The following is a 24,875-nucleotide window of genomic DNA, read 5'->3' as shown; positions in this document are numbered from 1 at the left end:
GACCACCTCGAAGCCGCCCCGATCGGGTTCACCCCCGCCGCGGGTAACTACGAGACCGCCGACGGCGACCCGATCGAGGTCAACGCCGACGACGGCGCCGACACCGCCGACGGTTTCCCCGACATCGGCCACGCCGACAACGCCAACATGACCCCCACCCCCGACGGCGTGCCCGGCAAGATGCAGATGTATCTGTTCCCCGACCCGTCCTGGGCGCAGGACCCGTTCCTGGCAGCGAATTCCGGCGACGAGGCCGACGTGGTCTACCACGAGTACACCCACGGCATGTCGAACCGGCTCGTGGTCGACGCCGCCGGCAACTCGACCCTGACCGGTATCCAGGGCTACGCGATGGGTGAGGCCTGGAGCGACTGGTACGCCTTCGACCACCTGGTCGCCGGCGGCTACCAGAGCGACACCGCCAAGCCCGGCGAGGTCCTGGTCGGCCGCTACGTCAGCAACGAGCAGAACCTGATCCGGACCCAACCACTGGACTGCACCGTCGGCGCCTCCGCCGACGTCTGCCCCGGCACCGAGGGCGCCGGGGCCGGCGGCTACACCTACGGCGACTTCGGGAAGATCATCGGGTTCCCGGAACCCCACGCCGACGGTGAGATCTGGTCACAGACCCTGTGGGACCTACGCGCCGCGGTCGGTTCCACGCTGGCCGAGTCACTGATCACCCGGGCGATGGAACTGTCACCGGCCAACCCGTCGTTCCTGGACATGCGCAACTCGATCGTGATGGCCGACAAGGTCGTGCGAGACGGCCGCGACCAGGGCAAAATCTGGAAGACCTTCGCCGGCCGGGGCATGGGCTGGTTCGCCGCCGACCTCGGCGGCAACGACATCACCCCGATCGAGGACTTCTCCACCCCGCCGCGCCGTGACGCGTCACGAACCTCGATCACCGGCACCGTCACCGACACCGACACCGGCACGCCCGTCGCCGGAGCCACCGTCACCTTCGCCGGACACGCGTCCGGGTTCGCCGACTCCTACCAGGCCACCACCGACACCACCGGCAAATACACCATCACCAACGTGCTACCCGGCGGCACCTACCCCGAGGTCACCGCGACCGCACCCGGCTACGAACCAGTCAGCCGGGACCTACCCGTACACCAAGGCACCAACAAAACCGACTGGCAACTACGACGCGACTGGGCCGCGACCAGCGGCGGCAGCACGATCACCGAGGCCAACGGCGAGGACTACACCGTCATCGGTTGCGGCCCCGACGCCGCCCTCGACGGCCGGCAATCCACCGGCTGGAGCACCGACGCCGTCTACACCACCGACGGGAAAATCGACCCACGGCACCTGACCGTGCAACTACCAGCCACGATCGACATATCCCAAATCGCGATCAACCCCACCGGCAACTGCGGCGACGACGCCAGCGCCTCCACCGGCGACTACCGCCTCGAAACCTCAACCGACGGCCACACCTGGACCACCACCTCCGAAGGCCACTTCAACATCGACAACCGCAACAAAATGAACCCCCTCCCACTCACCCCCGGCACCACCACACAGATCAACTACCTGCGCTACACCATGCTCAGCACCCAAACCACCGAAGAAGGCATCACCTGCCCCGACCTCTACGCCGGCTGCTACTACGTCGACACCATCGAGGTCGGCGTCTACGGCACCGCCCACTGAGCGAACCCGTCCGGCCGTTTCGTTGTGAAGGAGACCCGTGCGCTGGTCACGTTGGTCCTTGCCCGCAGTCGTCGTACTGCTCGCAGCTGTTTTGAGTGTTCCGGTTTCGTCATCAGCTCAAGGTGCGTCCACGCCGGGAGACGGGTTCGAGGTCTACGTGGCCACGCTCAACCTCGCGCAATGGCGGAAACTGAGTGCCGCCGGTGTCGACGCCGGCGAGGTGAGCCGGCGGCCGGCTGCCGATGGCCGGCTGGCGGTCGAGGCGATCCTCGCGCCGGAGCAAGCGGCGAGACTGATGGCGGCCGGTCTGCCGTTGCGGGTCAAGCCGGTCACGCCACGGGTGCGGGCGTTGAAGAGACAGGCGCCGACGGTGTTCCGCCGGTACGGTGGGCCCGGCGGCATCCGCGAGGAGCTGTCGGCCACCGCGGCCCGCTATCCGCGGCTGGCCAAGCTGGTGACCGTCGGCCGTACCCTGCGCGGGGTGCCGATCGAGGCGGTCAAGGTGACAGTCGGCGCGCAGTCGGTGCCGGACGGGCGGCGGCCGGCCGTGCTGTACTTCGGAGCGCAGCATGCCCGGGAGTGGATCACCCCGGAGATGACGCGCCGGCTGATGCACCACCTCCTGGACGGCTACGGCACCGACCCGGCGATCACGAAGCTGCTGGGCAGCACCGAGCTGTGGTTCATGCCGGTCGCCAACCCGGACGGCTACGACATGACCTTCACCGATGACGAGCTGCGTTACCTCCGCAAGAACCTGCGCGACACCAACGGCGACGGCGAGTTCACCCCGGGGGAGGGGGTCGACCTGAACCGCAACTTCGCCGAGAAGTGGGGATACGACAACGAGGGCTCGACCGACGACCCCGTCGACGACACCTACCGCGGGACCGGCCCGAACTCCGAACCGGAGACGCGGGCGATGGACGCGCTGTTCCGGCGGATCGGCTTCAAATTCCTGGTCAACTACCACTCGGCGGCCGAGATGCTGCTGTGGGGAACCGGCTGGCAGGTCGCGACGATCAACCCCGACGACCAGATCGCGATGGCGCTGGCCGGGAACCGCGCCAACCCGGGCGTACCCGGGTATCAGCCGATGGTGTCGGCGCAGATGTACACCACCAACGGTGACACCAACACCCACGCGCAGGCCCGGTACGGCACCATCGGTTTCGCTCCGGAGATGTCGACCTGCCAGACGGCCGCCGCCTCGGACCCGCGCGACGGGTGGGAGCCCGACGACTGCCGGACCGAATTCGACTTCCCGGACGACGAGAACCTCATCCAGGCCGAGTACGCCAAGAACGTGCCGTTCGCGATGTCGGTCGCCGCCTCGGCCAAGGACCCGGCCCACCCGGTGTCGGCGGTCGGGCACACCAGTGACTTCGCCGTGCGTACGTTCACCGACTCGTTCGGTTCCAGCCAGCAGGTCTCGGTCATCGCGAGGCGGTCCCTGGGCAAGGTCCGGATGCACTACGTCGTCGACGGCGGCCGGGAGCGCTCGGTGGCCGTCCGCGAATGGCACGGCGGGAAGCGGTACGGCGGCACCGTGAACGAGTACTTCACCGAACTGCGTGGCACCGTGCCCCGCCAGCGGCCCAAGGACAAGGTCACCGTGTGGTTCACCGCCGCCGGCGCCCAGCCGAGCCCGCCGTTCAGCTACACCGTTGCCGACCGGATCGGTGGCGACGTCCTGGTCCTGGCCACGGAAGACGTCACCGGCATCGAGCCGGCCAGCACCGACGGCGCGACGTCGGCCCGGTACGCGGACGACATCGTGGCCGCGCTGCGGCACACCGGCCGTAGCGCGGACGTCTACGACATGGACCGGCACGGCCGCCGTGCGCCCGACGCGCTCGGCGTGCTGTCCCACTACCGTGCGGTGGTCTGGGAAACCGGCGACGACATCGTCCCGCGAAACCCCGGCCAGTCCGACTTCACCACCACCCGCGCCGAGGCCGACACCGAGACCGCCGTCCGCGACTACCTCAACGAAGGCGGCAAGCTGCTCTACACCGGCCAGTACGCCGGTTACGCCGAGGACAACGCCTACTATCAGCCCGAGGGCCCGAAGGAGTGCGAGGACCTCTTCGAGGATCAGACCTGTCAGCTGCTGAGCGACGACTTCCGCCAGTACTGGCTGGGCGCGGGCACCTACTACGACAACGGCGGCAGTCCGGCGGTGACCGGCCGCTCGGACGGGCTGGCCGGGTACGCGGCATCCGTCGGCGCCCAGCAGCACACCGCGTCGTTCCTCAGCACCTCGGCGATGCTCCCGGCGGCGCAGTTCCCGCAGTTCACCAGCACCGTCCCGCTGACCTGGCACCGTGACGCCCCCGGAGGGTTCGACCCGGTGGACGGCGACTGGTATCTGTTCAGCGGGCCGGCCACCGTCTTCACCGCCGCGTACAAGCGCCTCACCCGGACGGTCGACCTGACCGGCGCGGCACAGGCCCACCTGCGTTTCGCCTTCTCACGCGACGTCGACGGCGACGACTTCCTGTTCGTCGAGGCGCACGAGGTGGGCACCGACAACTGGACCACACTCCCCGATACGGGCGGACTGACCAGCACCGATGTTGGTTTCGGGTGCCAGTTCGACGGCTTCGGCCCGCATCCGTTCCTGGCTCACTACTGGGGACCGGACTGCGGCCCGGCCGGCACCACCGGCACCTGGAACGCGGTCAGCGGCCGCAGCGGCGGCTGGAAGAACTTCGACGCCGACCTGTCCGCCTACGCCGGCAAACGTGTCGAGCTGTCCATCACCTCGATGTCCGACCGGTACGCCAGCGGCTTCGGAAGCTTCCTGGACGATGTCGGCGTCGAGGTCGACGGGGGCAGTGTCACGCGGACCTCGTTCGAGACCGATCTGGGCGGCTGGACCCCGTCCGGACCGCCCACGGGCTCGCCGGCCAACCGCGAGGACTGGGCCCGCAGCCGGCAGGCCTACGACTTCGGCGCCGCGACGGCGACGGCGGACACCCTCTACCTCGGCTTCGGGATCGAGCGGCTGGCACCGGCCGACCGGGACGAGCTGATGTCACGGGCCATGCGCCACCTGCTGCCCAAGGGCTGACGCCGGCCGCGGGCCGTGGGCGGCGTGTGGCCGTGTGCGGCGTGCGGGCCGCGGAAGGTGATGCGTCGGTGTGCTCAAAGCGCTCTGAGCACACCGACGCATCACCTTCGCGGCCCCCGCACGCCGGCCGCCGCGGCGGGCGCTACGGGTGGATGCCGAAAGGGCCGACGAGCCCGGCCCTCGCCCGCGGTGTCCGGGCCGCCGCCCGGACGTCACGGGGCGACGGAGCTGGAGGTTCGGCGTCCGGGGCGGAGGGCGCCGGCGCTGGCCGCGACGAAGGCGGCCAGCACGACCGGGATCCACAGCGCCGTGGGCAGCCCGACCACGGTGGCGGCCGACCCGATGGCGATCGGCCCGATCAAAAAGCCCAGGTAGCCGATGCTCACCACGATCGACAGCGCCTGCCCGGCCCGACGTGGGTCGACTCCGGCGGCGGCCGAGAAGAACTGCGGGGCCACGCAGGACAACCCGATCCCGAGAAGGCCGAACCCGGCGACACCGGCCACGCGGTGGTCCAGCACGAGTCCGGCGCCCAGGCCGGCCGCGGCGACCAGCCCGCCCGTCCAGACCACGGCGACCGCCCCGAGGCGGCGGGCGAACCAGTCACCGAAGATCCGGCCGACGGTCATCATGACGGCGAACGCGGCGTAGCCGTACGCCGCGAAGGCTTCCGTGGTGGCGAGGTGGTCGCGGAGGTAGACGGCGCTCCAGTCGGCGGCCGCGCCCTCGCCGACCAGCGTGCAGAGCACCACCACGCCGTAGAACACCAGCAGCAGGTGGCGACCGCCCGGCGGCGGGCCGTCGGGGCCGGCCGCCGGGTCGGTCGGCGCCGGCCCGGACCGCAGCACCCAGCGGGACGCCGCCGCGGCCAGCAGCACCGCCGCCAGACCGACGCTGAGCAGGGTCACGCCGGCGCTCAGGCCGGCGCGCGCGAACAGGCTGCCCACCACGGCGCCGAGGAACCCGCCGATGCTGTAGGTGGCGTGGAAGGACGACATGACCGGCCGCCCCATGGCCCGCTCGATCTCGGCCGCGTTGGCGTTCATGGCGATGTTGAGGGTGCCGTGGACGGTGCCGAAGGCGAACAGCGCCACGCACAGCGTGACCAGGCCGGGGCTGACGCCGGGCGGGACGAGGAGAACACCCTCCAGAACCGCGGCCGGGACGAGCACCCGCGCGCTGCCGAACCGGTCGGTGAGCCGGCCGATCAGCACCATCCCGGCGATGCAGCCGGCCGCGAACGCGAGCAGCGCGAAGCTCAGCCGGCCGTCACTGAGCCCGAGATCCTCCTTGACCGCCGGGATGCGGGCGGTCCACACCCCGAGCGCCGTGCCGAACAGCAGGAAGATCAGGGAGGTGGCGATCCGGCCACGGCGCAGGGCGTCCATGGGCAGCACAGTAGACGGGCGCTCAGCCTCGCCGGGTGCGCGATTCGAGCACGGTTGCGGATCCGGCCGGATCGCGTCCAGCCAGAACGCGCAGCACCTCGGTGTGTTCCCGGGCGATGTCATCCGCGACTTCGGGCGGTGCGGCAGCCAGGGCCCGGGCGTGCAGGTCATGGAGGGCGCGGGCGATCGCCGGCAGCGGATCCTGGCCGGACATGGCCGCGAGCCGGCGCTCCGACGCCACGGTCGCGGCGGTGGCGCTGGCCCAGTCGCCCTCGGCCAGGTGGATCGCGGCGATCTCGTCGCCGAGGCGCCGCACGGTGTCGCGGCCGGCCTCGGTGGTGTCGTTGGCGCGGTACAGCTCGGCCGCCTCGGTCAGCGCGGGGATCCGGCCGTAGGTCTCGCCGACGTCCCGCCGGCAGATCGCGTTCCGGCGGAGCACCCAGGCCATGCTCGCCCAGTCGAGCGCGTCGTCGGTGCCGGTCTCGGAGCGAGCGATCCGCAGTTCGGCGCGCGACGCTTCCAGCGCCAGCCGGGGATGGCCCATGCGGTCGCCGTACACGGCCACGGTGCGTACGGTGATCCGGTCGCCCGGAGTGAACTGGGCGGGGTCGGTGGCACGCATCCGACCGAACACGTCGATCAGCCGCGGCACCAGTGTCGCGACGTCCTCCGGTGTGAGCCAGCCGCGGCCGGGGTCGCCGTCGACCAGGTCGCACCAGCGCTTCACCACCGATTCGTCGGAATACCAGCACAGGCTGGCGTTGCGCCGGTCCGCAGGCAGAAGACCGGGCGCCAGCCGCATCGCGCGGTCGGTCGCTCCCCGGGCCGCGAGCGTCGCGGCGGCGAGCGCGGCGTCCGGTGCGGAGGGGCCCTGAGCGGCCACCGCGGTGGCCCAGCCGAGCTCGGTGAGGGCCTCGGCGTACCGGCGCGCGGACGGTCGTCCCCGCCGGCGCAACCGGCGTACCGGCCGGAGCCGTTCGAATCCCGCGCGCGCCAGGCGGAACTGTTCGGCGGCCTCCGGGCCCTCCTCCCGGCTGCTCAGCGCCTCGGCCCATGCGAGCCGCGCGAACGGCCCACCGCCATTGCGCCACGCCGGGCCACCGTCGCCGGCGTACGCGCCGACGACCGCCTGGGTGAGCCGGACGCGGCGCCGCAGCGACGGGCTCCACCGGGCCCGCCCGCCGGCGTCGTCGAGCTCCCGCCGGGCCCGGTCGGTCCGGCCCTGTCGTGCGTCGGCCACGGCCATGAGCAGCAGAGCGGGCGTCGCGGCCCGGCCCAGGACGGCTTCGTCGACGGCGGCCTGCGCGCAGACCCGGGCCAGTTCGGGACAGCCCAGCGCGTACGCGAGATCCGCGGCCTCCATCAGGATCGGCCGGCGGCAGTAGGTGGTCTCGGGCTCGTGCTCGGCCAGGACGGCGAGGTAGTCGTCGAGCGCGGCCGCGAAGTCACCGCGGGCCCGCCGCCGCCGGGCCCGCTCGAGGGTCTCGCCGCCGTGCCGGCATCGCTTCACGACCGGCTCCGGGCGTCCGCGTGGGCCCGCCGCGCGGCCGGGGTCAGCACCGGCACCGGCATCAGGGGATGCCCGCTGTGCGTCGCGGCCGCGACGATGTCCTCGGGCGTGACGAAACGCTCGCCTCGCCTCGCCGCCCGTTCGCAGGCCGCCCGCGTGCTCGGCCCACCGGCGTGCTCGGCCGGATCGTCGCCGCGCAGCGCCCGGCGCAGATGTTCCAGATCGATGCCCCACTCGCCGGCCGCGTCGGCCGCCGATCGCGCGCCGGTGAGCACCACGCGAGCCGGGTGGCTGATCCGCACGGTGCCGCGACTTCCGCTTCCCGCCGGGATCAGAACCCCGCTCGGGTACGCGTCGGCGCCGCGGGCCAGATCGTCGGCGCCGAGGATACGGCCGGGCGTGGCGGCGGCGTGGTCGATCGCGTGACCGATGGCCAGCCAGGCCGGCAGGGTGAGCCGGTGCTGGTGGACGATCACACCGGCGGTGAACAGCGGAGCGGCCCGCCGCAGCAGGGCCGGGCCGGCGAGGGTGGCGTCGACGCGTACCCGGAGCTCGTCCAGGTCGGCGCGGGCGGCCCGCAGCACGGCGGCTCCGGCGTTCCGCTCGTCGGCGACCACGGCCATGAGCAGGTGGGCGGCGGACACCCGGGTGGCGCCGAGCCTGGCGGCGATCGTGGCCGCCCGCCCGGCCAGGGCGGTCAGATGCGGATCGAGGTCCGGTGCGGTGGTTCCGGAGCGGTCGTACCAGGAGGCGACGATCGTGCGCAGGTCCGGTTCGGCCAGGCCGAGACCGGCGAGGATCTCGGCGCAGTCGCCGTCGCGCGCGACCGCGAGCAGCAGATGTTCCGGGCCGACGTGGCCGTGGCCGAGCTCGCGGGCCCGGTCGAGCGCGAGCGGCAGGGTCCAGCAGCGGTCGCCGGCGGCCGCCGTCAGCAGTTCCATCCAGGACGGGTCAGGCTGGTGGACGCGCGGTACGGCCGGCTGGGCGGCTTCCGGTTCTTGCTCGCGCTCCGGCTCCGGTTCGGTGGTGACGGCGACGTCGAGGTTCGGCGCCAGCCGTTCCCGGGCCGGGCCGAACGTCTCCGGGTCCAGGACGGCCAGCCGGTCAAACAGCACCTCGGCCCGGGCCCGGGCGGCCTCGGCCTGCTCGCGTTCCGAGGCGGTGACCGGCCAGGGCGAGGTGACCGGGGGTTCCGCGACGCCCGAAGCGGAGTGCGCCGCGGCCGCGAGCTGCTCGCGCAGGCGTACCCACTCGATCTGCCGCCTCTGGTCGGTGAACGCGTGCAGGCTGAGGTCGGCGAACCGCCGGGCCCGCCGGATCCGCTCGGCGGCCTGCGTGGCCCGGCCGTGGCCGAGGTCGAACCGTGCCCGGTCCAGCAGCATCCGCGCGCCGGTCAGGTCCTCGTCGAGATACCAGGCCAGCTCGGTGGCGATGTCGGCCGCCGCGCTGTAGTCGGCGGAGAGCTCCTCGTCGCGTGCCAGCATCGCCGCGACCTCACCGGCCAGGGCGAGGGTGAACGTACGCCAGGCCTGCTGATGCTTGGCCGGAACCTCGACGGTGCCGTCCGGCTGCTCGGCCCACGAGGCCGACGGGTCGAGTTCCAGCTCCTCACCCACCACCCAGAACGCCAGCTCGGCGCCGTTCTGGTCACCGCTCTCAGCCAGCCGCCGGGCCAGCGCGATGGTCAGCCGGTCGAGCTCGAAGGACTGCCGGGCGGTCAGTTTCTGTTCGGTCAGGGCGCCGGCGAGCTCCTCGCTGAACTCGTGGTGGGTCCTGATCCGGCGGCCGGCCAGGCGCACCTCGGCCGCGATCCATCGCACGTACCGTTCGGTCGGCCGGCTGGGCTGGGTGATGCGCTGGGCCTGGCGGAGGCCGGCGGCGGCCGCGTCGAGATCGCCCAGCGCGGCGCGGGCGGCCGCTCGGGTCGCGTGGGCCCGTACGGCGATCACCGCGTCCCGGCCGATCGGATCGCGGGGCATTCCGCGTGCCGCGGCCGCGCTCAACTCGGCCGCGAGCGTGTGGTCGCCGGCGTAGCGGGCCGCCTCGGCCGTTCGCAGCCGGAGGATCCGGTCGCACGGGGTCGGGGCCGGATGGTCAGCGATGATCGCGAGATAGGCGTCGGTGGCCGCGTCGGCCAGCCCGATGCCGGCCATCCGCTCGGCGTCCCGGATCCGCCGGCCCAGGTCGTGCCCGCAGCGCAGGCGCGGTGCGGGTGCCGGCAGCCGGATGTGCCACTTGCGGGTACCGATCAGCTTCGTCACGGCGCGTCCCACCCGGTTCCGACGTACGCCAGCGACAACCACAGCATCGGATACGTGCGCTGCCCGTCCCGCCAGCGGGCCAGCTCGGCCAGCTGCACCCGGCGGAGTCCGGTCACCGGCGACCCGCCGGACGACAGGCCCGCGACCAGCGCGTCGGTCATCCGCTTGAGGTCGCCGCCGGCGTAGACGGTGTAGAGCGTGCAGCACACGTGGGAGGCGCCGGCGAGGACGACCGCCGATCCGATGCCGAGCCACTCGCCGGCCGGGGCCTGCCCGGCGATCAGGCTCGGGGGAGGGCCGATGCCGATGCTGCCGCAGGCGATCAGCACGACCCGTTCCGGCATGTCGAAGGACCGGCCGTCGGCGGCCGGGACGACCAGATCGTTCATGGTCAGCCGGTCCGGCCGGCCCGGCTCGGCGGCGGACAGGCGCAGCCCGCCGGCGGCGGCGTTGCCGGGCACCGTGTCGACGTGACCGATCAGGGTCAGCAACCATGCGCGATCGCCGTTCAGGGCGTACAACAGGTCGCGGCACTCCTGCTTGGTCAGCGGACCGCGGACGATCCGGTCCACGCCCGCCGGTTGTTCGAGCACCCGCAGATCGTCGTCGCCGTGCGGGGACACGATGGCCAGCCGGGCCGGCCAGACGTCCGGCGCCGGGCCGGGATGCGATCTGCCGGCCGCGTGCACGACACCCCAGGACGGCATGTGCACGACCGCCGCGCGTTCGACGACGCGAACGTCGCTGTCCGGGCCGAGCGGCAGTCCGGCCACGGGCAGGTGTCCGAGGGCGGTCGGCAGCGAGACGACGAGCGTCGCGGGAGCTGTCGTACGCCGTAGTCCCTCGGCCAGCGGCGGCGGCAGGAAGGCGGCGGCGACCCGGGCGAGCAGCGTGAACTCCGCCCGTGGCCCGGCGGTGCGGCCCAGTGCGCCGGCCACCACCCGGGCGCGCACCTGTGCGGCGTCCTCGCCGGGCAGTGCGAAGGGCAGGGCGTCGAGCAGGCTCTTGTACGCGGACGCGGCTGCGGTGCCGGCCGAGAGTGGGATGCGACCGTGGCTCCACCGACCGGCCGGGTCGCGCACGGCCCAGTAGCAGTCGTCGAGGACCGTGGCGGCGCTCCAATACCAGGTCCGGGGTCCGATGGCGTCGAGCTCGCGGTCCAGGGCGATCTCGGTGATGTCCGGGTCCAGGGCGGGCAGCCGCAGCCCGGAGCCGATGCGGACGCGCGGCGGCTGGCGTACCGGGCTGAGCCCTTGCAACGCCGCGACCACGGCGACGGTCCCGGCGACCTCGGCGACCTCCGGCCCGGCGACGTGCTCGACCTCGTCGGCGGTGGCGTCCAGGGCGGCGAGCGCCGACAAGGCACGCGCGTCGCTGACCGCCGGCAGCACCTCACCGCGGGTCAGCTCGATGATCTCCGCGACCAGGGCGCTGTCCTCGCCCGCGGCGGCCAGCGACAACGTCGTGGCATGCGCGTCGAGCTGGGTGCGGCTCCACGAGTCACGCCAGGCCGCCGACGGCAGCATGTACCGTCCGTGCTGCGCGGCGGCCAGGGCCGAGCCGGCCTGGGCCAGGGCCGACGCGCGTTCGCCGGCCGCGTCGTCGAGCTTGGCCAGCAACAGACGGCCGGTCGTGGCGGCGAGCGGCCGGGCGCCGGCGTCGAGCATCGCCATCGCGGTGACGACGTCGCGGCGCGGGTCGGCCTTGGCCCGGTCCAGGCGGTCCAGCTGCACGCTGGCCCGCAGCAACAGGTCGCTCGCGGTCTCGTCGCGGAGGCTGAACAGCGCGGTCCGGCCGTCTTCGCCGCCGACCAGCTGTTCCAGGGTGACGGCGGCCTCCTCGACCAGGCCGTGCGCGATCATCATCCGGGCCAGCCACATTTCGGTGAGCTGCAGCAGATCGAACTGGCGGCGCCGGACCGCGAGCAGCCGGTGGTGGTGCACCACGCGGATCGCGTCCTCGAACGGGGCGGCCACGACGTACTGCTGCGCCTCGGCCAGCCGCAGCCTGCGCGAATAGCGACGGCACGAGCGCGGGGTCAGCAGTTCGATCGCCTCCCGCCGCCACCGGCCGGCCTCCGGGTTGCCGGTCGCGGCCAGCAGGCCGGCGAGTTCGGCGAGACACCAGCCGCGGACCGTGTCCGGCATCGGCCGCTCGCGCGCGGTGGCCCGGGCGGCTCGGGCCAGCGCGTCCTCGATGTCGCCGCGGTCGAAGGCGATCAGGGCCCGGCCGATCTCCACCATCGGCTGCACGCCGGCCGGCAGGTCGTCGCAGCGGGCGACGAACGGCGCCGCCACCCCGGCCCGGGCCGAACCGGCCAGGTCGATGGCGTCGGCCAGCCGGGTCGACCCTCCGGTGAGCAGCAGCCGGATCCGGACCGGCAGCGGGACCACGCCGAGCACCGGACCCCGGTCCCACCACGGTCCGCGCAGCAGATCGGCCAGACCGCGGTAGGTGAACAGGAGCCACGCCAGCGGCACCGTCAGCAGGCAGTACCACCAGCCGCCCGGGCCGGCCGCGATCGCGCCGGCCACCGCGAGGACGACGAGAAGGATCGACGGCCGGTCCCGCCGACCGGCCAGGAGCAGCCCGGCGGCGAGGATCGTCAGCTGCAGGACGGTACGGAGGTCGGGCGGCCGCAGCAGCACGAGCAGGCCGGCCACGATGGCCAGCACCGTCGCGACGCGGTACAGCAACGGTGCCGCGAGGTCGCCGAGCGTCGGCCGTACCAGGTCGGCCGCGAACCAGCCGAACGCGTGCCGTCGGGTGCCCGCGGCCCGGATCGCGCCGCGGGCGCCCAGCGCCTCGAACAGGATCCCCACCGCGGCCCGGAATCCGATCATGCGCGCGGCGACCACCACGTCGACGTAGGTGAACAGGTCGTCGAGCTCGAGGCCGCGGGCGGCGTACCGCCGCAGCCACCGGGCCGGGTCGGTTCCGGCGTCCGGAAGACCCGTCCGGCGGTCATTCGTCATCGTCGGCCCCGAGCTTGCGCCACAGCATGGCCTCACCGGTGCGGCGGGTCGCGCGGCGGATGTCACCCAGCGTCGTCCCGGGCCGGCCGAGGTCGACGCGTTTCATCGCGAGCTCGTACCCGGCGCTGATCGCTCCGGCCGCGGCCGTCACACCGACCGCTACCGCGACCGGCACGGGGCACAGGATCAGCGCGGCCGCGTTGAAGGCCAGCCAGATCTCGGTCCGCAGGTTCATCGGCGTGCCGAACGCAGGAACCACCAGCAGGAAGAGCCACCAGTCGAGGCCGAAGCGCAGCGCGATCATCGCCGTGACGAGCACCGACGCCTGATGGACGACGTGGCTCCGGGCCCAGCGCCGCGCCCGTGCCATGCCGTACGGGGTCGACGTCGCGTCCGGCCCGGCCGGCATCCGGGTGTCCAGCAGCTGTTTGGCCGCGGCCGAACGGCTGCGCCTGGTCCGGGTCCGCAGGTCGGCGAGCTCGGGCGTTTCCGGGGCCAGGAACGCTGGTGGGGCCGGCAGCGGCGCGAACGCCCGGTCCTCGCGGGACGGGGTCGCGGTGACCCGGGCGGCGCCCGTACGCAGAAGGTCGAGATCTATGTTCCGGGCGCGAAGGGGCGCGAGCCCGGGATCGTCGGAATCCGCCAGCGCCGCCGTCACGTGAACTGAACCGATGACGTCGTCCCTGGTCCGGCGGCGTTGCTGGTCGGCGCGGGCGAGCAGGGTCCTGATCCGTTCGTCGGCCTGCTCCGCGCCGGCCGGCTCGGACGCGGGCCACTCGTCGAGCAGTTCCCGCGGCGGGAGGCCGACGGCGGTCAGCGCCGCGCCGGCCAGGCTGTCCGGCATGGACAGGACGGCAACGGCGATGTCGGAGAGCCGGGGCGCGGGCTCGTTCCGGAGCGCCGCACGGCCGCGGGCCTCGGCGAGCGCTCCCGACAGGACGTGGTTGACCTCGTACGCGCCCCACGACTCGGGCACGACCGCGGTCACGAAGGCTCCACATAGGTGACCGTGAGCAGGACGAGGCGCCGGGCACTGACCGTCACGGCGTTGACCGCGGGGAGGATCGCGGCCTCCGGGTCGTCCGGCGCCCGGTACGTGATCTCTCCGCTCAGCGTCAGCTCACGGTCCCCGTTCTCCACCGGGGCCTTGCTGTAACTGTGCAACCGTCCGGCGACGTAGGTGCCGTCGTCGAGCGAGCACCCGACGTGGATGGACGACTCGGGATGCTCGTGGAACAGCAGCCACCAGGCCGACTGCTGGTCGCGGACGCGGCGCGCACGGTCGTGGCGCCGCCGCTGCCAGCGCTCCGGGAGCCATCGCGCCCCCGGCTCCAGGCCGGACAGCACGGCGATGGCGATGGCCAGGGCGACGAAGGCGAGCAGCCACCAGCTGACCAGGGCCAGGTGCGCGGCGCTGTACTTGGCCGGTTCGAGCAGGAACCGGGACAGGTCCGGCGTGCGGGGCGCGGCCACGGCGGTCACCACTCCCAGCACAGCGGCCGCGACGAGATCGATGATCACGCCGACGAACACGATGGACAGCAGTTCCTGCACGGCGGTGTCCACTCGTTCGGGCCGCTGGCGCAGCACGAGCCTGTGGTACACATAGCCGGGAAGAGCGAAGACGACGGTGAGGAACAGACCGACGACCGTTGTTGGCATGCGCTCTCCAGATCATCGATTCCCGATGTCACGCACAGTAGGTTCGGTCTCACCGCGCTGTCCATAGCTCTCGAAGGCGGCAAATGTCAGACGATCAGCGGGCCGCTGACGACAACTCGACGTCCCTCGACAATCGTCCGGACGATGACGACCTGGGTGGTCCGCTCGGTCAGACTCCCGTGTCGACGGCCAAACCGCCGACCTCGCCGGTGGCCCCGCCGCCCTTGCCTCCGCGCGGCCCACGGTCCGAGCCGGACGCTCCGCCGAAGAAGAAGTGGCGCTTCAAGCGGTGACACCCGAGAAGCAGTCGGCCCTTCCGCAGTTCATGATTCTCATCTACGAACGCGAGGTACCGGACAGCGTGCGAGCCGCCCCGCCCACCGTCCTCGAGACCCACATGCGGCTACCGGGACGGATCGCCGAGACGGGCGGCCGGATCATCGGCGGCAACGCCCTCCGCCCCGCGTCGAAAGCCATCTCGGTGCAGGACAACGCCGTGGTCAGCGGCTCGATCGCCGGCTCGGCGCACACCCTGGCCGGCTACTTCATCGTCGAGGCGTCGGACCTCGACCACGCCGTCTGGATCGGCCGCATGGTTCCGGTCGCCGACGGCTGGGTCGAGGTCCGGCCCGTACTCATGAGTTGAACCATCGCCGGCCGGGAAGTGAATGGCCCGACGGCCGGAATCGGCCTTGGCCGCTCCGGTCAGCCGGGGAGCCGCAGGGGGAGATCCTTGCGCAGGGCGGCGGTCAGAGCCCGGCCGGTCTCGGCGTCCAGCCGCCCGGTGACCGTGAATCCCATGCGCTGGGCCAGCGTGGCCACGTGCAGGTCGACGGTGGACTCGACCATCTCGGCCAGCACGGCGGCGGCCCGCCGGATCCGGAACCGGGCGACCGCCAGCACCACCGCCCCGGCCACCGCGGACGGCGACCAGAGCAGGCCGAGCGCGAGGTAGAGCACGCCCCAGCCGGAGAGTCGCAGCGCCGCCCCGTAACCGTCCTGGGCCGCGCTGACCTGGGCGCGCGCCGGTTCGTCGGCGATCAGCCACAGCCGGGGCCAGACCGCGGACAGATCCAGCGCGTACGCCTCGGCCACCCGCTGGTCGACGGCCAGGAAACGGTCGGCCACCCAGGTCGGGCGGGCCGGTTCACGCAGACCGATCGCGTCCCGGGCCCGCAGGGCGTCGGCCAGTGGCGGGTACGGCCGGGTCACATCCCCGGCGGCGTGCCGCAACGCCTCCCGGGCCCGCTGGTCGGCCCGCTCCCAGCGGCGCCGCCGCCACCGGACCAGCGGCCCTGACCGCGCCTCGCACCAGCGTCCCGCGGCCGCGCCGAGCGCTCCGGCGGCCAGCCCGGTCGCCCCCGCGGCCAGCAGCGCACCGGCCGTCAGCAGCAGCACGGTGCCGCCGTTGCGGGCGGTCGGCGAGCCGGCGAGCGCGTCGAGCCAGCGGGTCAGCCGGGCCGCGTCGAACGGGTGCCGCTGCCCGAGCCGGACCGCGACCACCGCCGTGCCGAGCAGCAGCAGGCCGGGCAGGACGACCGTGGCCAGCCAGCGTTCGGCCAGCTTCTTGCCGAGTTCGCCGAGCAGCCCGGTCACGTCGGCAGCCGGACCGGGCGCAGCGGCCGGCCGGCGACACCGCAGGGCGGGGCCGGGTCGGCGGTCGAGGCGATCCGCGAGCAGCGCTCCAGCGGGCACGCGTACACCTCGACCACCGGATGCCCGGGGAGCCCGGGCAGCGGCCGGTAGGTGCGGCCGGTCCGGTCGAGCCCGTCCAGCCCGGCCCGGGCCAGCAGATCGTCGAGGTGGTCGAGCTCCCCGACCGGCGCGGCGGCGCCGGGGTCGTTCAGGGCGGTGACGATGCCGGTCAGTACGCCGGAGGCGCCGGCCTCGGCGGCCAGCGGCCGGAAACCGGGATCGTCGAGCGCGGCGCAGAACGCGGCCACCGCCGACCTGGCAACCTCCACTGTGCCCTCCTCACGCGCCGACGTGGACATGCGCCGCCCACCGGCTCGGCGTGGCCGGATATCTCTCGCGCAGCGCGCCGACCGCCGCGTCGAGGGCCTCGGCCGCTCCGTTACCACGCAGCAGAGCCGGGTAGACGGCCGCGGCGACCTGCGCGGCCGGCCGGTCGCCCAGAGTCCACATGGTAGCGATGACGTGCCGGTAGCCCGCCATCCGGAACGCGCCGGCCACGTGCACGGCCTCGTCGGCCAGCCGGTCGGTCGAGCGGGCGCTGTCACAGGCCGACAGGTAGGCCAGCTCGGCGCCGGGGATCCGCAGCGCCGCGATGTCGGCCGGCGTCACTGCCCGCCGCTCGTGGTCGTACAGCAGCAGCCTGATCTCGTCGGTCCGCACCGCCGAGCGGGTGATGTGACAGGCGAAGTGCACCCACCGGTGGGCCGGCAGCTGTGCGCGGACGGCGGCCCAGGTCGCCTCCTCGTCGGCCAGCACGGTGGCCGAGGGCAGCAGCCCGCGTACCGCCGCGGCCTCGGTCGCCGCCTGCGGGAGGTCGGCGGCCCCGGGAGTCCGGCCGAGCGCGACGACCAGCAACGGCGGCGGCACCGGCCGGTCCGCGGCCGTGGCACCACGCGGCGTCTCCGGCGGGCCGGGCAGGGTGCGGACGGTCGGGAGGTACGAGCTGACCGCCCGGTCCAGCACCGAGCGGCCGTCGCCGGGCCGGTCGTGGTGGCCGGCGGCGTGCAGCGGCAGGTCGACCAACGGCCCGGTGGGGATCCACCACAGGCGCGGTCGCCCGTGCGGCGTCGGAGTGAGGGCGGCGTCCAGAACGGGCCGGGCGATGGTGTCCCACAGCCAGACCAGCAATGCGCTCACCGATCGCTGAGCCGCCACCCGGTCGGCGACCGGTCCCTCGCGGGTGGCCGCCAGCGCTACCCGGAACGTGCCGGCCTGTGCGCGCACGGCGCCCAGTTCGGCGCCGGGGAGGCGGATCACCCGCGGTGCCGGCCCGGAGAGCAGGAGGGCGTCGGTACGGGTGTCGGCCACGTTGATCAGTACGACCGGGCGGCCGGCGCACCGGGCGATCAGGTCGGCGGCCGTCGGCGGGGCCAGGAACTCGGCGCCCCCGGGCCGGCGGCGGATCTCGGCGACCAGTTCGTCCAGGCGTTCCTGGAGGTCCCGGCGGCGTTGCGCGGACCGGGCCGGTGACTCGGCCGGGTCCGGGTCGAGGGCGTCGACCAGCGCGGCGAACTCGGCCGCCCGCTCCGGGCCGGCGACGGCCGGCCGGGACGGCCCCAGCGCCTGGTCGAGCAGCACGCCCCGGCCCTGCTCGAGCCACCGCAGGGCCAGGCCGGGGTCACCGGCGTCCAGGGCGACGGCGGCCGCCCGCGAGGCCAGACCGGCGAAGGCGCCCAGGTGCCGCTCGCGGTCGCCGCGGGTGAGACTGCGCCGGGCGGTGACCGGCAGCAGGGCGATGGCCTGGTCGTACGCCCGCACGGCGCCGTCCCGGTCGCCCAGGGTGAGCGAGACCGTGGCCCACTGGTCGGCCGCCCGCACCCGTTCGGTGGCCGGGACGTCCGGGTGGGCGGCCACCGCAGCCAGCTCGATCCGGGCCGCGAGCATCTCCGGCGCGTCCCCGGTCGCGACGGCTCGGGCCGCCAGCAGCCGGGCCACCGTGGTCCGGGCCGCGTCCCACTGCGGATGCCCCGGCGGGGTGGCCGCCGCCCACGTCTCGGCCGCCGCGACCGCCTCGTCCAGCGGTCCCGTCCCGGCCTCGAGGATTCGGGCCAGGACGCCCAGCCGGTCCGGGCGCTCCGGGTGGCCTTCCGGGGTGGCGGCGACGGCGACCCGGGCCAGCTCGGCCGCCCGCCGCCGGGTTCCGGGCGGACCGCCGCCGGCTGCGACCCGGTGCAGCGCCTGGGCCGCCGCGGTGGCGAATTCGGGCCGGCCCGGCTCGGCCCGCACCGCCGACAAGGCCAGCGCGGCCGCCTCCGGCGCGTGATCGTCGTCGGTCGCCAGCAGCAGCGCGGCGCTCAGCTCGGCCGCCGCCGCGGGCCGCTCCGGGTGGTCCTCGGGCAGGGCGCGCAGGGCGGTCCGGAACAGCTCGACCCCTTCCCGTACGGCCGGTGAGTCCTGTGTCGCCGCACCGACCTCGACGGCGATCGCGGCCAGCGCGCGTTCGTGTCCGGGGGCCGCCGTCCGGGCCAGCGCGAGCGCCCGCCGCAGGTCGTCGCGCCCGCCGCGACGCCGTACGCGCAGCCGCAACGCCTCGGCCAGCTCCAGCGGTGACCGGTCGAGCAGTTCGATCGCCTCGTCCAGGGTCGCGGGGTCGCCGGTCCGCCGGTAGAGCAGGGTGAGCGCGGCGCCGAGCAGCGACCGGTCGCCGCGCCGGCGCAGCCCGGTGATGGCGTACGTCAGCAGATCGAGCTCGCCGTCGCGGCGGTAGCGTTCCAGCGCCTCCTCGGCGGTGGCCGGCGGCGGGCCGGTCGGCGCCGTCGCGGCGATCAGGGCAGCGGCCACCCGGGACTGATACCGGTGCGCGGCGGGCAGAGCGGTGCGCGCCTCCTCGAGCAGGGCCCGGGCCTCGTCCCGGGTGGCCGGCGGCCGGTCCCAGCGCAGCAGCGCCTCGGCCAGCAGGATCTGCCGGACGGCCCGTTCCGGCGCGTCCGGCGGCGTGGCCGCCACGGCGGCCCGGTGGGCCAGGACGGCCGCCTCGGTCCGGCCCGCGGCCAGCAGCGTCTCGCCGTACCCGGACTGGATCTCGGCCGTTCGCGGGTCGCCCGGCCCGACCGCGGCCACGGCCCGCTCCAGCAGCGACCGGGCTTCGTCCGCCGACGGGGTGTGCCGGGCCAGCGTGACACCGAGCCGGGCCACGGCCAGCGGATAGCTCTCGTCGGTCGGCAACGCCTCGTCGACGGCGGCCCGCCCGTTCCGCAACGCCGCCGCCAGCACCGCTCGATCACCGTCGTGTTCGAAGGCCAGCCGTTCCAGGTCGCCGAGCAGCGACAACGCGCCGACGCGGGGATCGCCGTGCTGTTCCTCGGCTGCCCACCCGGCCAGGTCCCGGCCCAGCCCCAGATGGTCCGGCTGGCCGGTGGACAGGAAGACGCCGCGGGCCCGGGCCGCGCTGCCGGCCGGGTCGGTCAGGTCCACCGTGAGCGGTGACCGTGGCCGTGCCGGGTCGGTCGTTTCCACTGTGAGCGGTGACCGTGGCCGTGCCGGGTCGGTCGTTTCCACTGTGAGCGGTGACCGTGGCCGCGGCGGGTCGGTCGTTTCCACCGTGAGCGGTGACCGTTGCGGCGCCGGGCCGGGCGGGGACACCGGCCGCGCGCCGGTGGCGTCCGCCAGAACCCGGGACAGGAACGGCAGCTGCTCGGCCACGAGCGGGCTGTTCCAGTCGGCCGCGCGGCCGATCCAGGCCGCCGCCTCGTCCGCCCGCCCGCTCAGCGCCAGCTTCATGACCAGCGGATACAGCGCTTCCGGAACGGCCCGCGCGGCGGCCCGCCGGAAGTGGTCGAGGGCCCGCGCCTGGTCGCCGCGGCGCTCGTAGAGGGTGCCCAGGTTGTTGAGCGCGTCGCCGTCGCCGGCGTCGGCGGCCCGCCGCAACCACTGCTCGGCCTCGGCCAGCTCGTCGCGGCGGCGCAGCAGCGTACCCAGATTGTTCATGGCCGGCACCGAACCGGCCGCCGCCGCCCGGCGATAACAACCCTCGGCCCGCTCGGGGTCGTTCAACCGGCGCTGATAGATCGCACCCAGATCGAACAGCACCCGCGGATCGTCGGTGCGGGCCGCCTGCGCGAACCAGCTCCGCGCCCCGCTCTCGTCACCGTTGTCCAGGGCGGCCAGCCCGGCGCCGACCAGTTCCCGGTGGTCGGGGCTCACCCCCGGCCCAGCTGCCCCAGCTCGACCTGGATCTGCAGGCTGATCGTGGTGCCGGCGGTGCCGAGCGTGCGGGCCACCACCAGCCCCCGCTCCAGGGCCGTGCGGGCGAACCGGGTCTGGCCGGTGAGCCGGTACAGCTTGCCGCTGAGCAGCAGCGAGTTGGCGTGCTCCCAGTCGGCCACCGACGGGTGGGGGAGAGCCGCGGCCCGCTTCTGCCGGATCTTGACGGCCTCGGCCGCCGCGGTGGCCGCCCCGGCCCGGTCGCCGTGGTCGGCCAGAGTCACGGCCAGGTTGTGCTGGGCCACGCCGAGTTGTTCGGCGCCCTCCGGGTGTCCGGCCCGGACCAGCTGCTCGCTGAGCCCGACGGCCCGCCGGGCGTGGGCGACGGCCTGCTCGGAGTCGAGCGGCAGGGCGAACATGGCCAGGTCGGCGTAGCCCTGTGCCATCTCCCGGACCAGGCCGATGTCGCGGTCGCCCGAGCCTTCCAGCAGACCTTCCCAGATCATCGCCGCGTCCAGGCCGGCCGCCAGCGCGTTGGGGGCGGCGCCGATCGCGGCGTACGCGTTGGCCTGCCGCCACAGCGTGCGGGCCTCGCCCCGGCGGGCGGCCTCGTCCGGGCCCAGGGCGGCATAGATCTTCTGCGCCTGGTCGAGGACGGACAACGACCGGCGCAGGTCCCCGCCGCGCATCGTCGCGACGCCCTCGTCGAACAGCCGGTCGGCCTCGGCCAGCGAACGCGTACGCCGGAACAATCCCATCCCGTCAGGGTCCCCGCCATCGGCAACGACCACAAGGGAGGAACGGGCGCTTGGCCGCAAACGGTCACCGACGGCTCGGCTCGTTACTCGTCCGGGAGGCTCTTGGTTTCGCGGCGCAGCCGATCGGTGTCATCCCGGTCGGCCGCGCCGTGCGTCACTGGGGTGGGGTGCGCGGGATGTTCGACGGTGACCCGCGGTTCGAGGTGCTCGGCGAGGCTGCCGACGGCGCGCAGGCTCATCATCGTCTTGCCATTAGACGATTGATTGTGAAAACCATTACCGTTTTGCTCCTCAGGGACAGGAGCGAGACCCATGAATCACCGGCAACGCATGCTCTCGGTCGTGGCCGCCACGGCCCTCACCGCTCTCGCCGCCTGCGGCACCGGCGCGGATGACACGGGTCGGGCGGCTCCCGGCCCGTCCGGCGCGGCGCCGCTGGCCGTCGTCGCCACGACGCCCGAGGTGGCCGACTTCGTCCGCGACATCGGCGGGCCCGACGTGACCGTCACGCAGATCATCAAGCCGAACGTCGACCCGCACGAATTCGAGCCCACCCCGGCCGACATCAAGGCCATCGGCGAGGCCAAGGTGGTCGTGAAGAACGGCGTCGGGCTCGAAGGATGGCTCGACCGCACGATCGAGGCGTCCGGGTTCAAGGGCGCGGTGGTCGACTCCAGCCACGGCGTCACCCTGCGCGAGGGTGACGAAGAGGGCGAGGAACACGATCCGCACATCTGGCACGACCCGCGGAACGCCAAGATCATGGTCGCCAACATCGAGAAGGGGCTGGCCACGGCCGACGCCGCCCGGGCCGGCACGTTCGCGGAGAACCTGACCACGTATTCGGCCGAACTGGACCGGCTGGACGCCGCCAACCAGGCCGCGTACGCCAAACTGCCCGCGGCCGCCCGCAAACTGGTCACCAACCACGACGCGTTCGGCTACTACGTCGACCGCTACCGGCTCGAGTTCGTCGGCTCGGTGATCCCCAGCCTGGACACCTCGGCCGAGCTGTCCGCCAAGCAGCTCGCCGACCTGGTGGCAAAGATCAAGGCGACGGGTACGAAGGCCATCTTCACCGAGAGCTCCCTGCCGCCCAAGAGCGCCGAGGCGATCGCGCAGCAGGCCGGCGTCAAGGTCATCGGCGGCGAGGACGCCCTCTTCGGCGACAGCCTCGGCGAGCCCGGCACCCCGGAGGGCACCTATCTGGGCGCCGAGCGCCACAACACCGAGGTCATCGTCTCCGCGCTGGCCGGCTGAGATGCGCATCGCCCTGCGCTACACGGGGGTGAGCGTCGGCTACCACGGCACGCCGGTGCTCACCCACGTGGACCTCGAACTGCGGCCGGGACAGCGGCTGGCCCTGGTCGGCCCGAACGGCGCCGGCAAATCCACCCTGATCAAGTCGGTGCTCGGCCTGGTGCCGGTCCTCGGCGGTACGGCCGAGGTGCTGGGCCGTGAACCGGCGGCGGCCCGGGGCCGGGCCGGATACGTCCCGCAGACCGACACGCTCGACGCCGACTTCCCGGTCACCGTCCGCCAGGTCGTGATGATGGGCCGCTACCGGCGGATCGGCTGGTGGCGCCCGGCCCGCCCGGCCGACCGGGACGCCGTCACCGGCGCCCTGGAGCGGGTCGGGCTGGCCGCCCGGGCCGGGCATCGCTTCGGCACGCTCTCGGGCGGTCAGCGCCGGCGTGTGCTGCTGGCCCGGGCGATCGCCGCCGAGCCGCGGCTGCTGCTGCTCGACGAGCCGTTCAACGGCGTCGACGCGGTCAGCCGGGAGGCGATCGTACGGGTGCTGCGCGAGCTCAGCGCCGGCGGCACCGCGCTGGTGTTCAGCACCCACGACCTGAGCGTGGCCCGGGACCTCGCCGACCTGGTGTGCCTGGTCAACGGCCGGCAGCGGGCGGTGGGGCCACCGGCCGAGACCCTCACCGCCGAACCGCTGCGGCGGACGTACTCCGGCAACGCCGTCGACCTCGGCGACGGCGGCCTGGTGCTGGTCGAGCCGTGATCGAGCCGTTCGCGCTGCCGTTCATGGCCCGGGCCCTGGCCGAGATGCTGCTGCTGGCGCTGATCTGCGGCCCGGTCAGCGTGTTCGTCTTCGCCCGCCGGCTGTCGTTCGCGTCGGACGCGCTGACCCACACCGTGTTTCCCGGCGTGGTCATCGGGTTCCTGGCCGGCGGCGTCGAGGGCGTGTTCACCGGTGCGCTGATCGCCGCGATGCTCACCGCGGCCGTGCTGACCCTGCTCACCCGGGGCGGGCGGGTCTCCGACGACGCCGCCACGGCGGTGGTGCTGACCGCGATGTTCTCGGCCGGCGTGCTGCTGGTGTCGCGGCGGTCCTCGTACACCGCGGATCTGACGTCCTTTCTCTTCGGCCGGCTGCTGACCGTGACACCGCGGCAGATCGCCGAGACCGCCGTGCTCACGGCCGTGGTGCTGGTCGCGTTGCTGGTCGGCGCCCGCGCGCTGCTGTTCCGCACCTTCGACCCGGGCGGCGCGGCGGCGGCCGGGTTCCGGATCGGCCGGCTCGACCTGTGGCTCAACCTGATCGTCGCGCTGGTCGTGGTCGCGGCGGTCCGCGCGGTCGGCACGATCCTGGTCGTCGCGTTGCTCATCGTCCCGGCGGCGGCGGCCCGCATGGTTACCGACCGGCTGGTGGTCATGGCCGTCGCCGGTGCCCTGTTGATCGCCGGGGCCGGGTACGCCGGGCTGCTGCTGAGCTGGACGGCGTCGCTCGGCCGGGGCATCGCCCTGACCTCCGCCTCGTCGGTGGTCCTGTTGCTCGTCGCCGCCTACCTGCTGCTGATCCCGGTGCGTCTGCTGCGGACGGGCCGGCGCCGGGGGCGGCCGCCGGTCGTGGGAAGGAGCTCCGTCCATGAGCTGGTGGGATGACGCGCTGCACCGGGCCGTGGCCGAGGTGATCCTGGCCGGTGCGCTGGCCGGACTGGTCGGCGTGCACGTGGTGCTGCGCCGGCTCTCGTTCTTCACCCTGGCGCTCACCCACGCGACCTTCCCCGGCGTGGTCGCGGCCGCGATCATCGGGGTCGACATTCTGATCGGCGGGGCGGTGGCCGGGGGAGTCGTCGCGCTCGGGGTCGCCGCCCTGAGCCGGCGTCGCGGCCAGGATGCCGCCGCGGCCACCGGCGTCCTCGTGTCGGCTGGCTTCGCGTCCGGCGCCGTGCTGGTCGCCACGCAGAACGGGTTCAGCCGGGATCTGTCGTCGTTCCTGGTCGGATCGATTCTGACGGTCAGTGCCCGGGACCTGGCCACCACCGCCGCGGTCCTCGTGGTCGTCCTGGCCGTGCTGGTGGTGGCCGCCCGGCCGTTGACGCTGGTCGGGTTCGACCCTGCCGGGGCGAGGGCGGCCGGTCTGTCCACCGGGGCCTGGGACGTCGTGCTGCTGCTGACCATCGAGGTGGTCGTGGTGACAGTGGTACCCGCGGTCGGCACCATTCTCGCGTTGTCGCTGATCGTGGCGCCCGCCGCGGCGGCGCGGCTGTGGTCGGCCCGGCTGCCGGTGCTGACGGCGCTCGCGGTCGTCTTCGCCGTCGGCAGCGGACTGGCCGGCCTGTGGGTGTCGGCCCGCTGGAACGTCGCCGCCGGGGCGAGCATCTCGCTGGCCGCCGCCGCGATCCTCGCCGTGTCGTGGCTGCGTGCCCTCCCGGGACGGGCGCTGCGGGCCGGGCGGATCCGGGCGGCGCGGATCTGACCGGCCGACGAGGCCACGGTCCGG

The 24,875-nt window shown here is 74.0% G+C and carries 19 protein-coding genes; 8 read left to right on the top strand and 11 right to left on the bottom strand.

From position 1 onward, the window contains the following. On the top strand, positions 1-1,668 hold a 1,668-nt coding region (locus ACGFIO_RS29160), incomplete at its 5' end, for a M36 family metallopeptidase (RefSeq protein WP_392830497.1). A 37-nt stretch (positions 1,669-1,705) separates the two neighbouring features. After that, positions 1,706-4,744 (top strand): M14 family zinc carboxypeptidase, encoded by a 3,039-nt coding sequence (locus ACGFIO_RS29155; protein WP_392830494.1) that lies wholly within the window; start codon positions 1,706-1,708, stop codon positions 4,742-4,744. A gap of 212 nt (positions 4,745-4,956) precedes the next feature. On the opposite strand, the gene ACGFIO_RS29150 is transcribed toward ACGFIO_RS29155, so the two are convergent. From ACGFIO_RS29150 to ACGFIO_RS29125, 6 genes are read right to left on the bottom strand one after another with little or no spacing between them, the layout of a single operon-like run. After that, positions 4,957-6,132, bottom strand: a complete 1,176-nt coding sequence (locus ACGFIO_RS29150) for an MFS transporter (RefSeq protein ID WP_392830491.1) — start codon at positions 6,130-6,132, stop codon at positions 4,957-4,959. 22 nt (positions 6,133-6,154) lie between these two features. Next, positions 6,155-7,642: a hypothetical protein gene (locus ACGFIO_RS29145; protein WP_392830489.1), complete on the bottom strand. Its 1,488-nt coding sequence runs from the start codon at positions 7,640-7,642 to the stop codon at positions 6,155-6,157. Further along, complete coding sequence (locus tag ACGFIO_RS29140; protein ID WP_392830488.1) at positions 7,639-9,903, bottom strand: Clp protease N-terminal domain-containing protein; 2,265 nt, start codon at positions 9,901-9,903, stop codon at positions 7,639-7,641. Before ACGFIO_RS29140 ends, ACGFIO_RS29145 begins: the two co-directional genes overlap by 4 nt. Next, the gene (locus tag ACGFIO_RS29135; RefSeq protein ID WP_392830486.1) at positions 9,900-12,878 is read right to left on the bottom strand and encodes a hypothetical protein; all 2,979 of its coding nucleotides are present in this window, start codon (positions 12,876-12,878) and stop codon (positions 9,900-9,902) included. The genes ACGFIO_RS29140 and ACGFIO_RS29135 overlap by 4 nt, the downstream gene beginning before the upstream one ends. After that, positions 12,868-13,866 (bottom strand): hypothetical protein, encoded by a 999-nt coding sequence (locus ACGFIO_RS29130; protein WP_392830484.1) that lies wholly within the window; start codon positions 13,864-13,866, stop codon positions 12,868-12,870. Before ACGFIO_RS29130 ends, ACGFIO_RS29135 begins: the two co-directional genes overlap by 11 nt. Beyond that, positions 13,863-14,540, bottom strand: a complete 678-nt coding sequence (locus tag ACGFIO_RS29125; RefSeq protein ID WP_392830482.1) for a DUF6338 family protein — start codon at positions 14,538-14,540, stop codon at positions 13,863-13,865. Before ACGFIO_RS29125 ends, ACGFIO_RS29130 begins: the two co-directional genes overlap by 4 nt. An 83-nt stretch (positions 14,541-14,623) precedes the next feature. On the opposite strand from ACGFIO_RS29125, the gene ACGFIO_RS29120 reads away from it, so the two are divergent. Together ACGFIO_RS29120 and ACGFIO_RS29115 are read left to right on the top strand one after the other, a co-directional pair. Further along, positions 14,624-14,833 (top strand): hypothetical protein, encoded by a 210-nt coding sequence (locus ACGFIO_RS29120; protein WP_392830480.1) that lies wholly within the window; start codon positions 14,624-14,626, stop codon positions 14,831-14,833. After that, positions 14,815-15,186: a YciI family protein gene (locus ACGFIO_RS29115; RefSeq protein ID WP_392830479.1), complete on the top strand. Its 372-nt coding sequence runs from the start codon at positions 14,815-14,817 to the stop codon at positions 15,184-15,186. The genes ACGFIO_RS29120 and ACGFIO_RS29115 overlap by 19 nt, the downstream gene beginning before the upstream one ends. A 59-nt stretch (positions 15,187-15,245) precedes the next feature. Here ACGFIO_RS29115 and ACGFIO_RS29110 read toward each other — a convergent pair whose 3' ends face one another. The 5 genes from ACGFIO_RS29110 to ACGFIO_RS29090 form a co-directional block, all read right to left on the bottom strand. Continuing rightward, complete coding sequence (locus ACGFIO_RS29110; RefSeq protein ID WP_392830477.1) at positions 15,246-16,136, bottom strand: hypothetical protein; 891 nt, start codon at positions 16,134-16,136, stop codon at positions 15,246-15,248. Further along, on the bottom strand, positions 16,133-16,504 hold the full coding sequence (locus tag ACGFIO_RS29105; protein ID WP_392830475.1) for a hypothetical protein: 372 nt from the start codon (positions 16,502-16,504) through the stop codon (positions 16,133-16,135). The genes ACGFIO_RS29110 and ACGFIO_RS29105 overlap by 4 nt, the downstream gene beginning before the upstream one ends. Before the next feature lie 10 nt (positions 16,505-16,514). Beyond that, a complete protein-coding gene (locus tag ACGFIO_RS29100; RefSeq protein WP_392830473.1) occupies positions 16,515-20,378 on the bottom strand; it encodes a CHAT domain-containing protein in 3,864 nt (1,287 codons plus the stop codon). Next, positions 20,375-21,136 (bottom strand): hypothetical protein, encoded by a 762-nt coding sequence (locus ACGFIO_RS29095; protein WP_392830471.1) that lies wholly within the window; start codon positions 21,134-21,136, stop codon positions 20,375-20,377. The genes ACGFIO_RS29100 and ACGFIO_RS29095 overlap by 4 nt, the downstream gene beginning before the upstream one ends. An 83-nt stretch (positions 21,137-21,219) precedes the next feature. Further along, on the bottom strand, positions 21,220-21,378 hold the full coding sequence (locus tag ACGFIO_RS29090) for a hypothetical protein (RefSeq protein ID WP_392830469.1): 159 nt from the start codon (positions 21,376-21,378) through the stop codon (positions 21,220-21,222). Positions 21,379-21,448: 70 nt separating this feature from the next. Between ACGFIO_RS29090 and ACGFIO_RS29085 the strand changes: the two genes are divergently transcribed. Genes ACGFIO_RS29085 through ACGFIO_RS29070 form a run of 4 tightly spaced genes read left to right on the top strand, consistent with a single transcriptional unit; the run spans position 21,449 to position 24,851 of the window. After that, entirely contained in the window at positions 21,449-22,396 is a 948-nt protein-coding gene (locus ACGFIO_RS29085) for a metal ABC transporter substrate-binding protein (protein ID WP_392830467.1), read from the top strand. A gap of 1 nt (position 22,397) precedes the next feature. Beyond that, the gene (locus tag ACGFIO_RS29080; RefSeq protein ID WP_392830465.1) at positions 22,398-23,150 is read left to right on the top strand and encodes a metal ABC transporter ATP-binding protein; all 753 of its coding nucleotides are present in this window, start codon (positions 22,398-22,400) and stop codon (positions 23,148-23,150) included. Beyond that, on the top strand, positions 23,147-24,034 hold the full coding sequence (locus ACGFIO_RS29075) for a metal ABC transporter permease (RefSeq protein WP_392830463.1): 888 nt from the start codon (positions 23,147-23,149) through the stop codon (positions 24,032-24,034). Before ACGFIO_RS29080 ends, ACGFIO_RS29075 begins: the two co-directional genes overlap by 4 nt. Continuing rightward, a complete protein-coding gene (locus tag ACGFIO_RS29070) occupies positions 24,018-24,851 on the top strand; it encodes a metal ABC transporter permease (RefSeq protein WP_392830461.1) in 834 nt (277 codons plus the stop codon). Before ACGFIO_RS29075 ends, ACGFIO_RS29070 begins: the two co-directional genes overlap by 17 nt. Positions 24,852-24,875 lie beyond the last annotated feature (24 nt).

The sequence above is a fragment of the Actinoplanes sp. NPDC049265 genome, from assembly GCF_043197135.1.
Lineage (GTDB): Bacteria > Actinomycetota > Actinomycetes > Mycobacteriales > Micromonosporaceae > Actinoplanes.
This window is presented reverse-complemented; position numbering and strand designations above follow the sequence as displayed.

Bases quoted from the DNA above. Each gene is read 5' to 3' on its own strand.
- ACGFIO_RS29085 (WP_392830467.1), top strand. From the start codon at position 21,449: ATGAATCACCGGCAACGCATGCTCTCGGTCGTGGCCGCCACGGCCCTC.
- ACGFIO_RS29135 (WP_392830486.1), bottom strand. From the start codon at position 12,878: ATGACGAATGACCGCCGGACGGGTCTTCCGGACGCCGGAACCGACCCG.
- ACGFIO_RS29095 (WP_392830471.1), bottom strand. From the start codon at position 21,136: ATGGGATTGTTCCGGCGTACGCGTTCGCTGGCCGAGGCCGACCGGCTG.
- ACGFIO_RS29070 (WP_392830461.1), top strand. From the start codon at position 24,018: ATGAGCTGGTGGGATGACGCGCTGCACCGGGCCGTGGCCGAGGTGATC.
- ACGFIO_RS29125 (WP_392830482.1), bottom strand. From the start codon at position 14,540: ATGCCAACAACGGTCGTCGGTCTGTTCCTCACCGTCGTCTTCGCTCTT.
- ACGFIO_RS29090 (WP_392830469.1), bottom strand. From the start codon at position 21,378: ATGATGAGCCTGCGCGCCGTCGGCAGCCTCGCCGAGCACCTCGAACCG.
- ACGFIO_RS29080 (WP_392830465.1), top strand. From the start codon at position 22,398: ATGCGCATCGCCCTGCGCTACACGGGGGTGAGCGTCGGCTACCACGGC.
- ACGFIO_RS29150 (WP_392830491.1), bottom strand. From the start codon at position 6,132: ATGGACGCCCTGCGCCGTGGCCGGATCGCCACCTCCCTGATCTTCCTG.
- ACGFIO_RS29120 (WP_392830480.1), top strand. From the start codon at position 14,624: ATGTCAGACGATCAGCGGGCCGCTGACGACAACTCGACGTCCCTCGAC.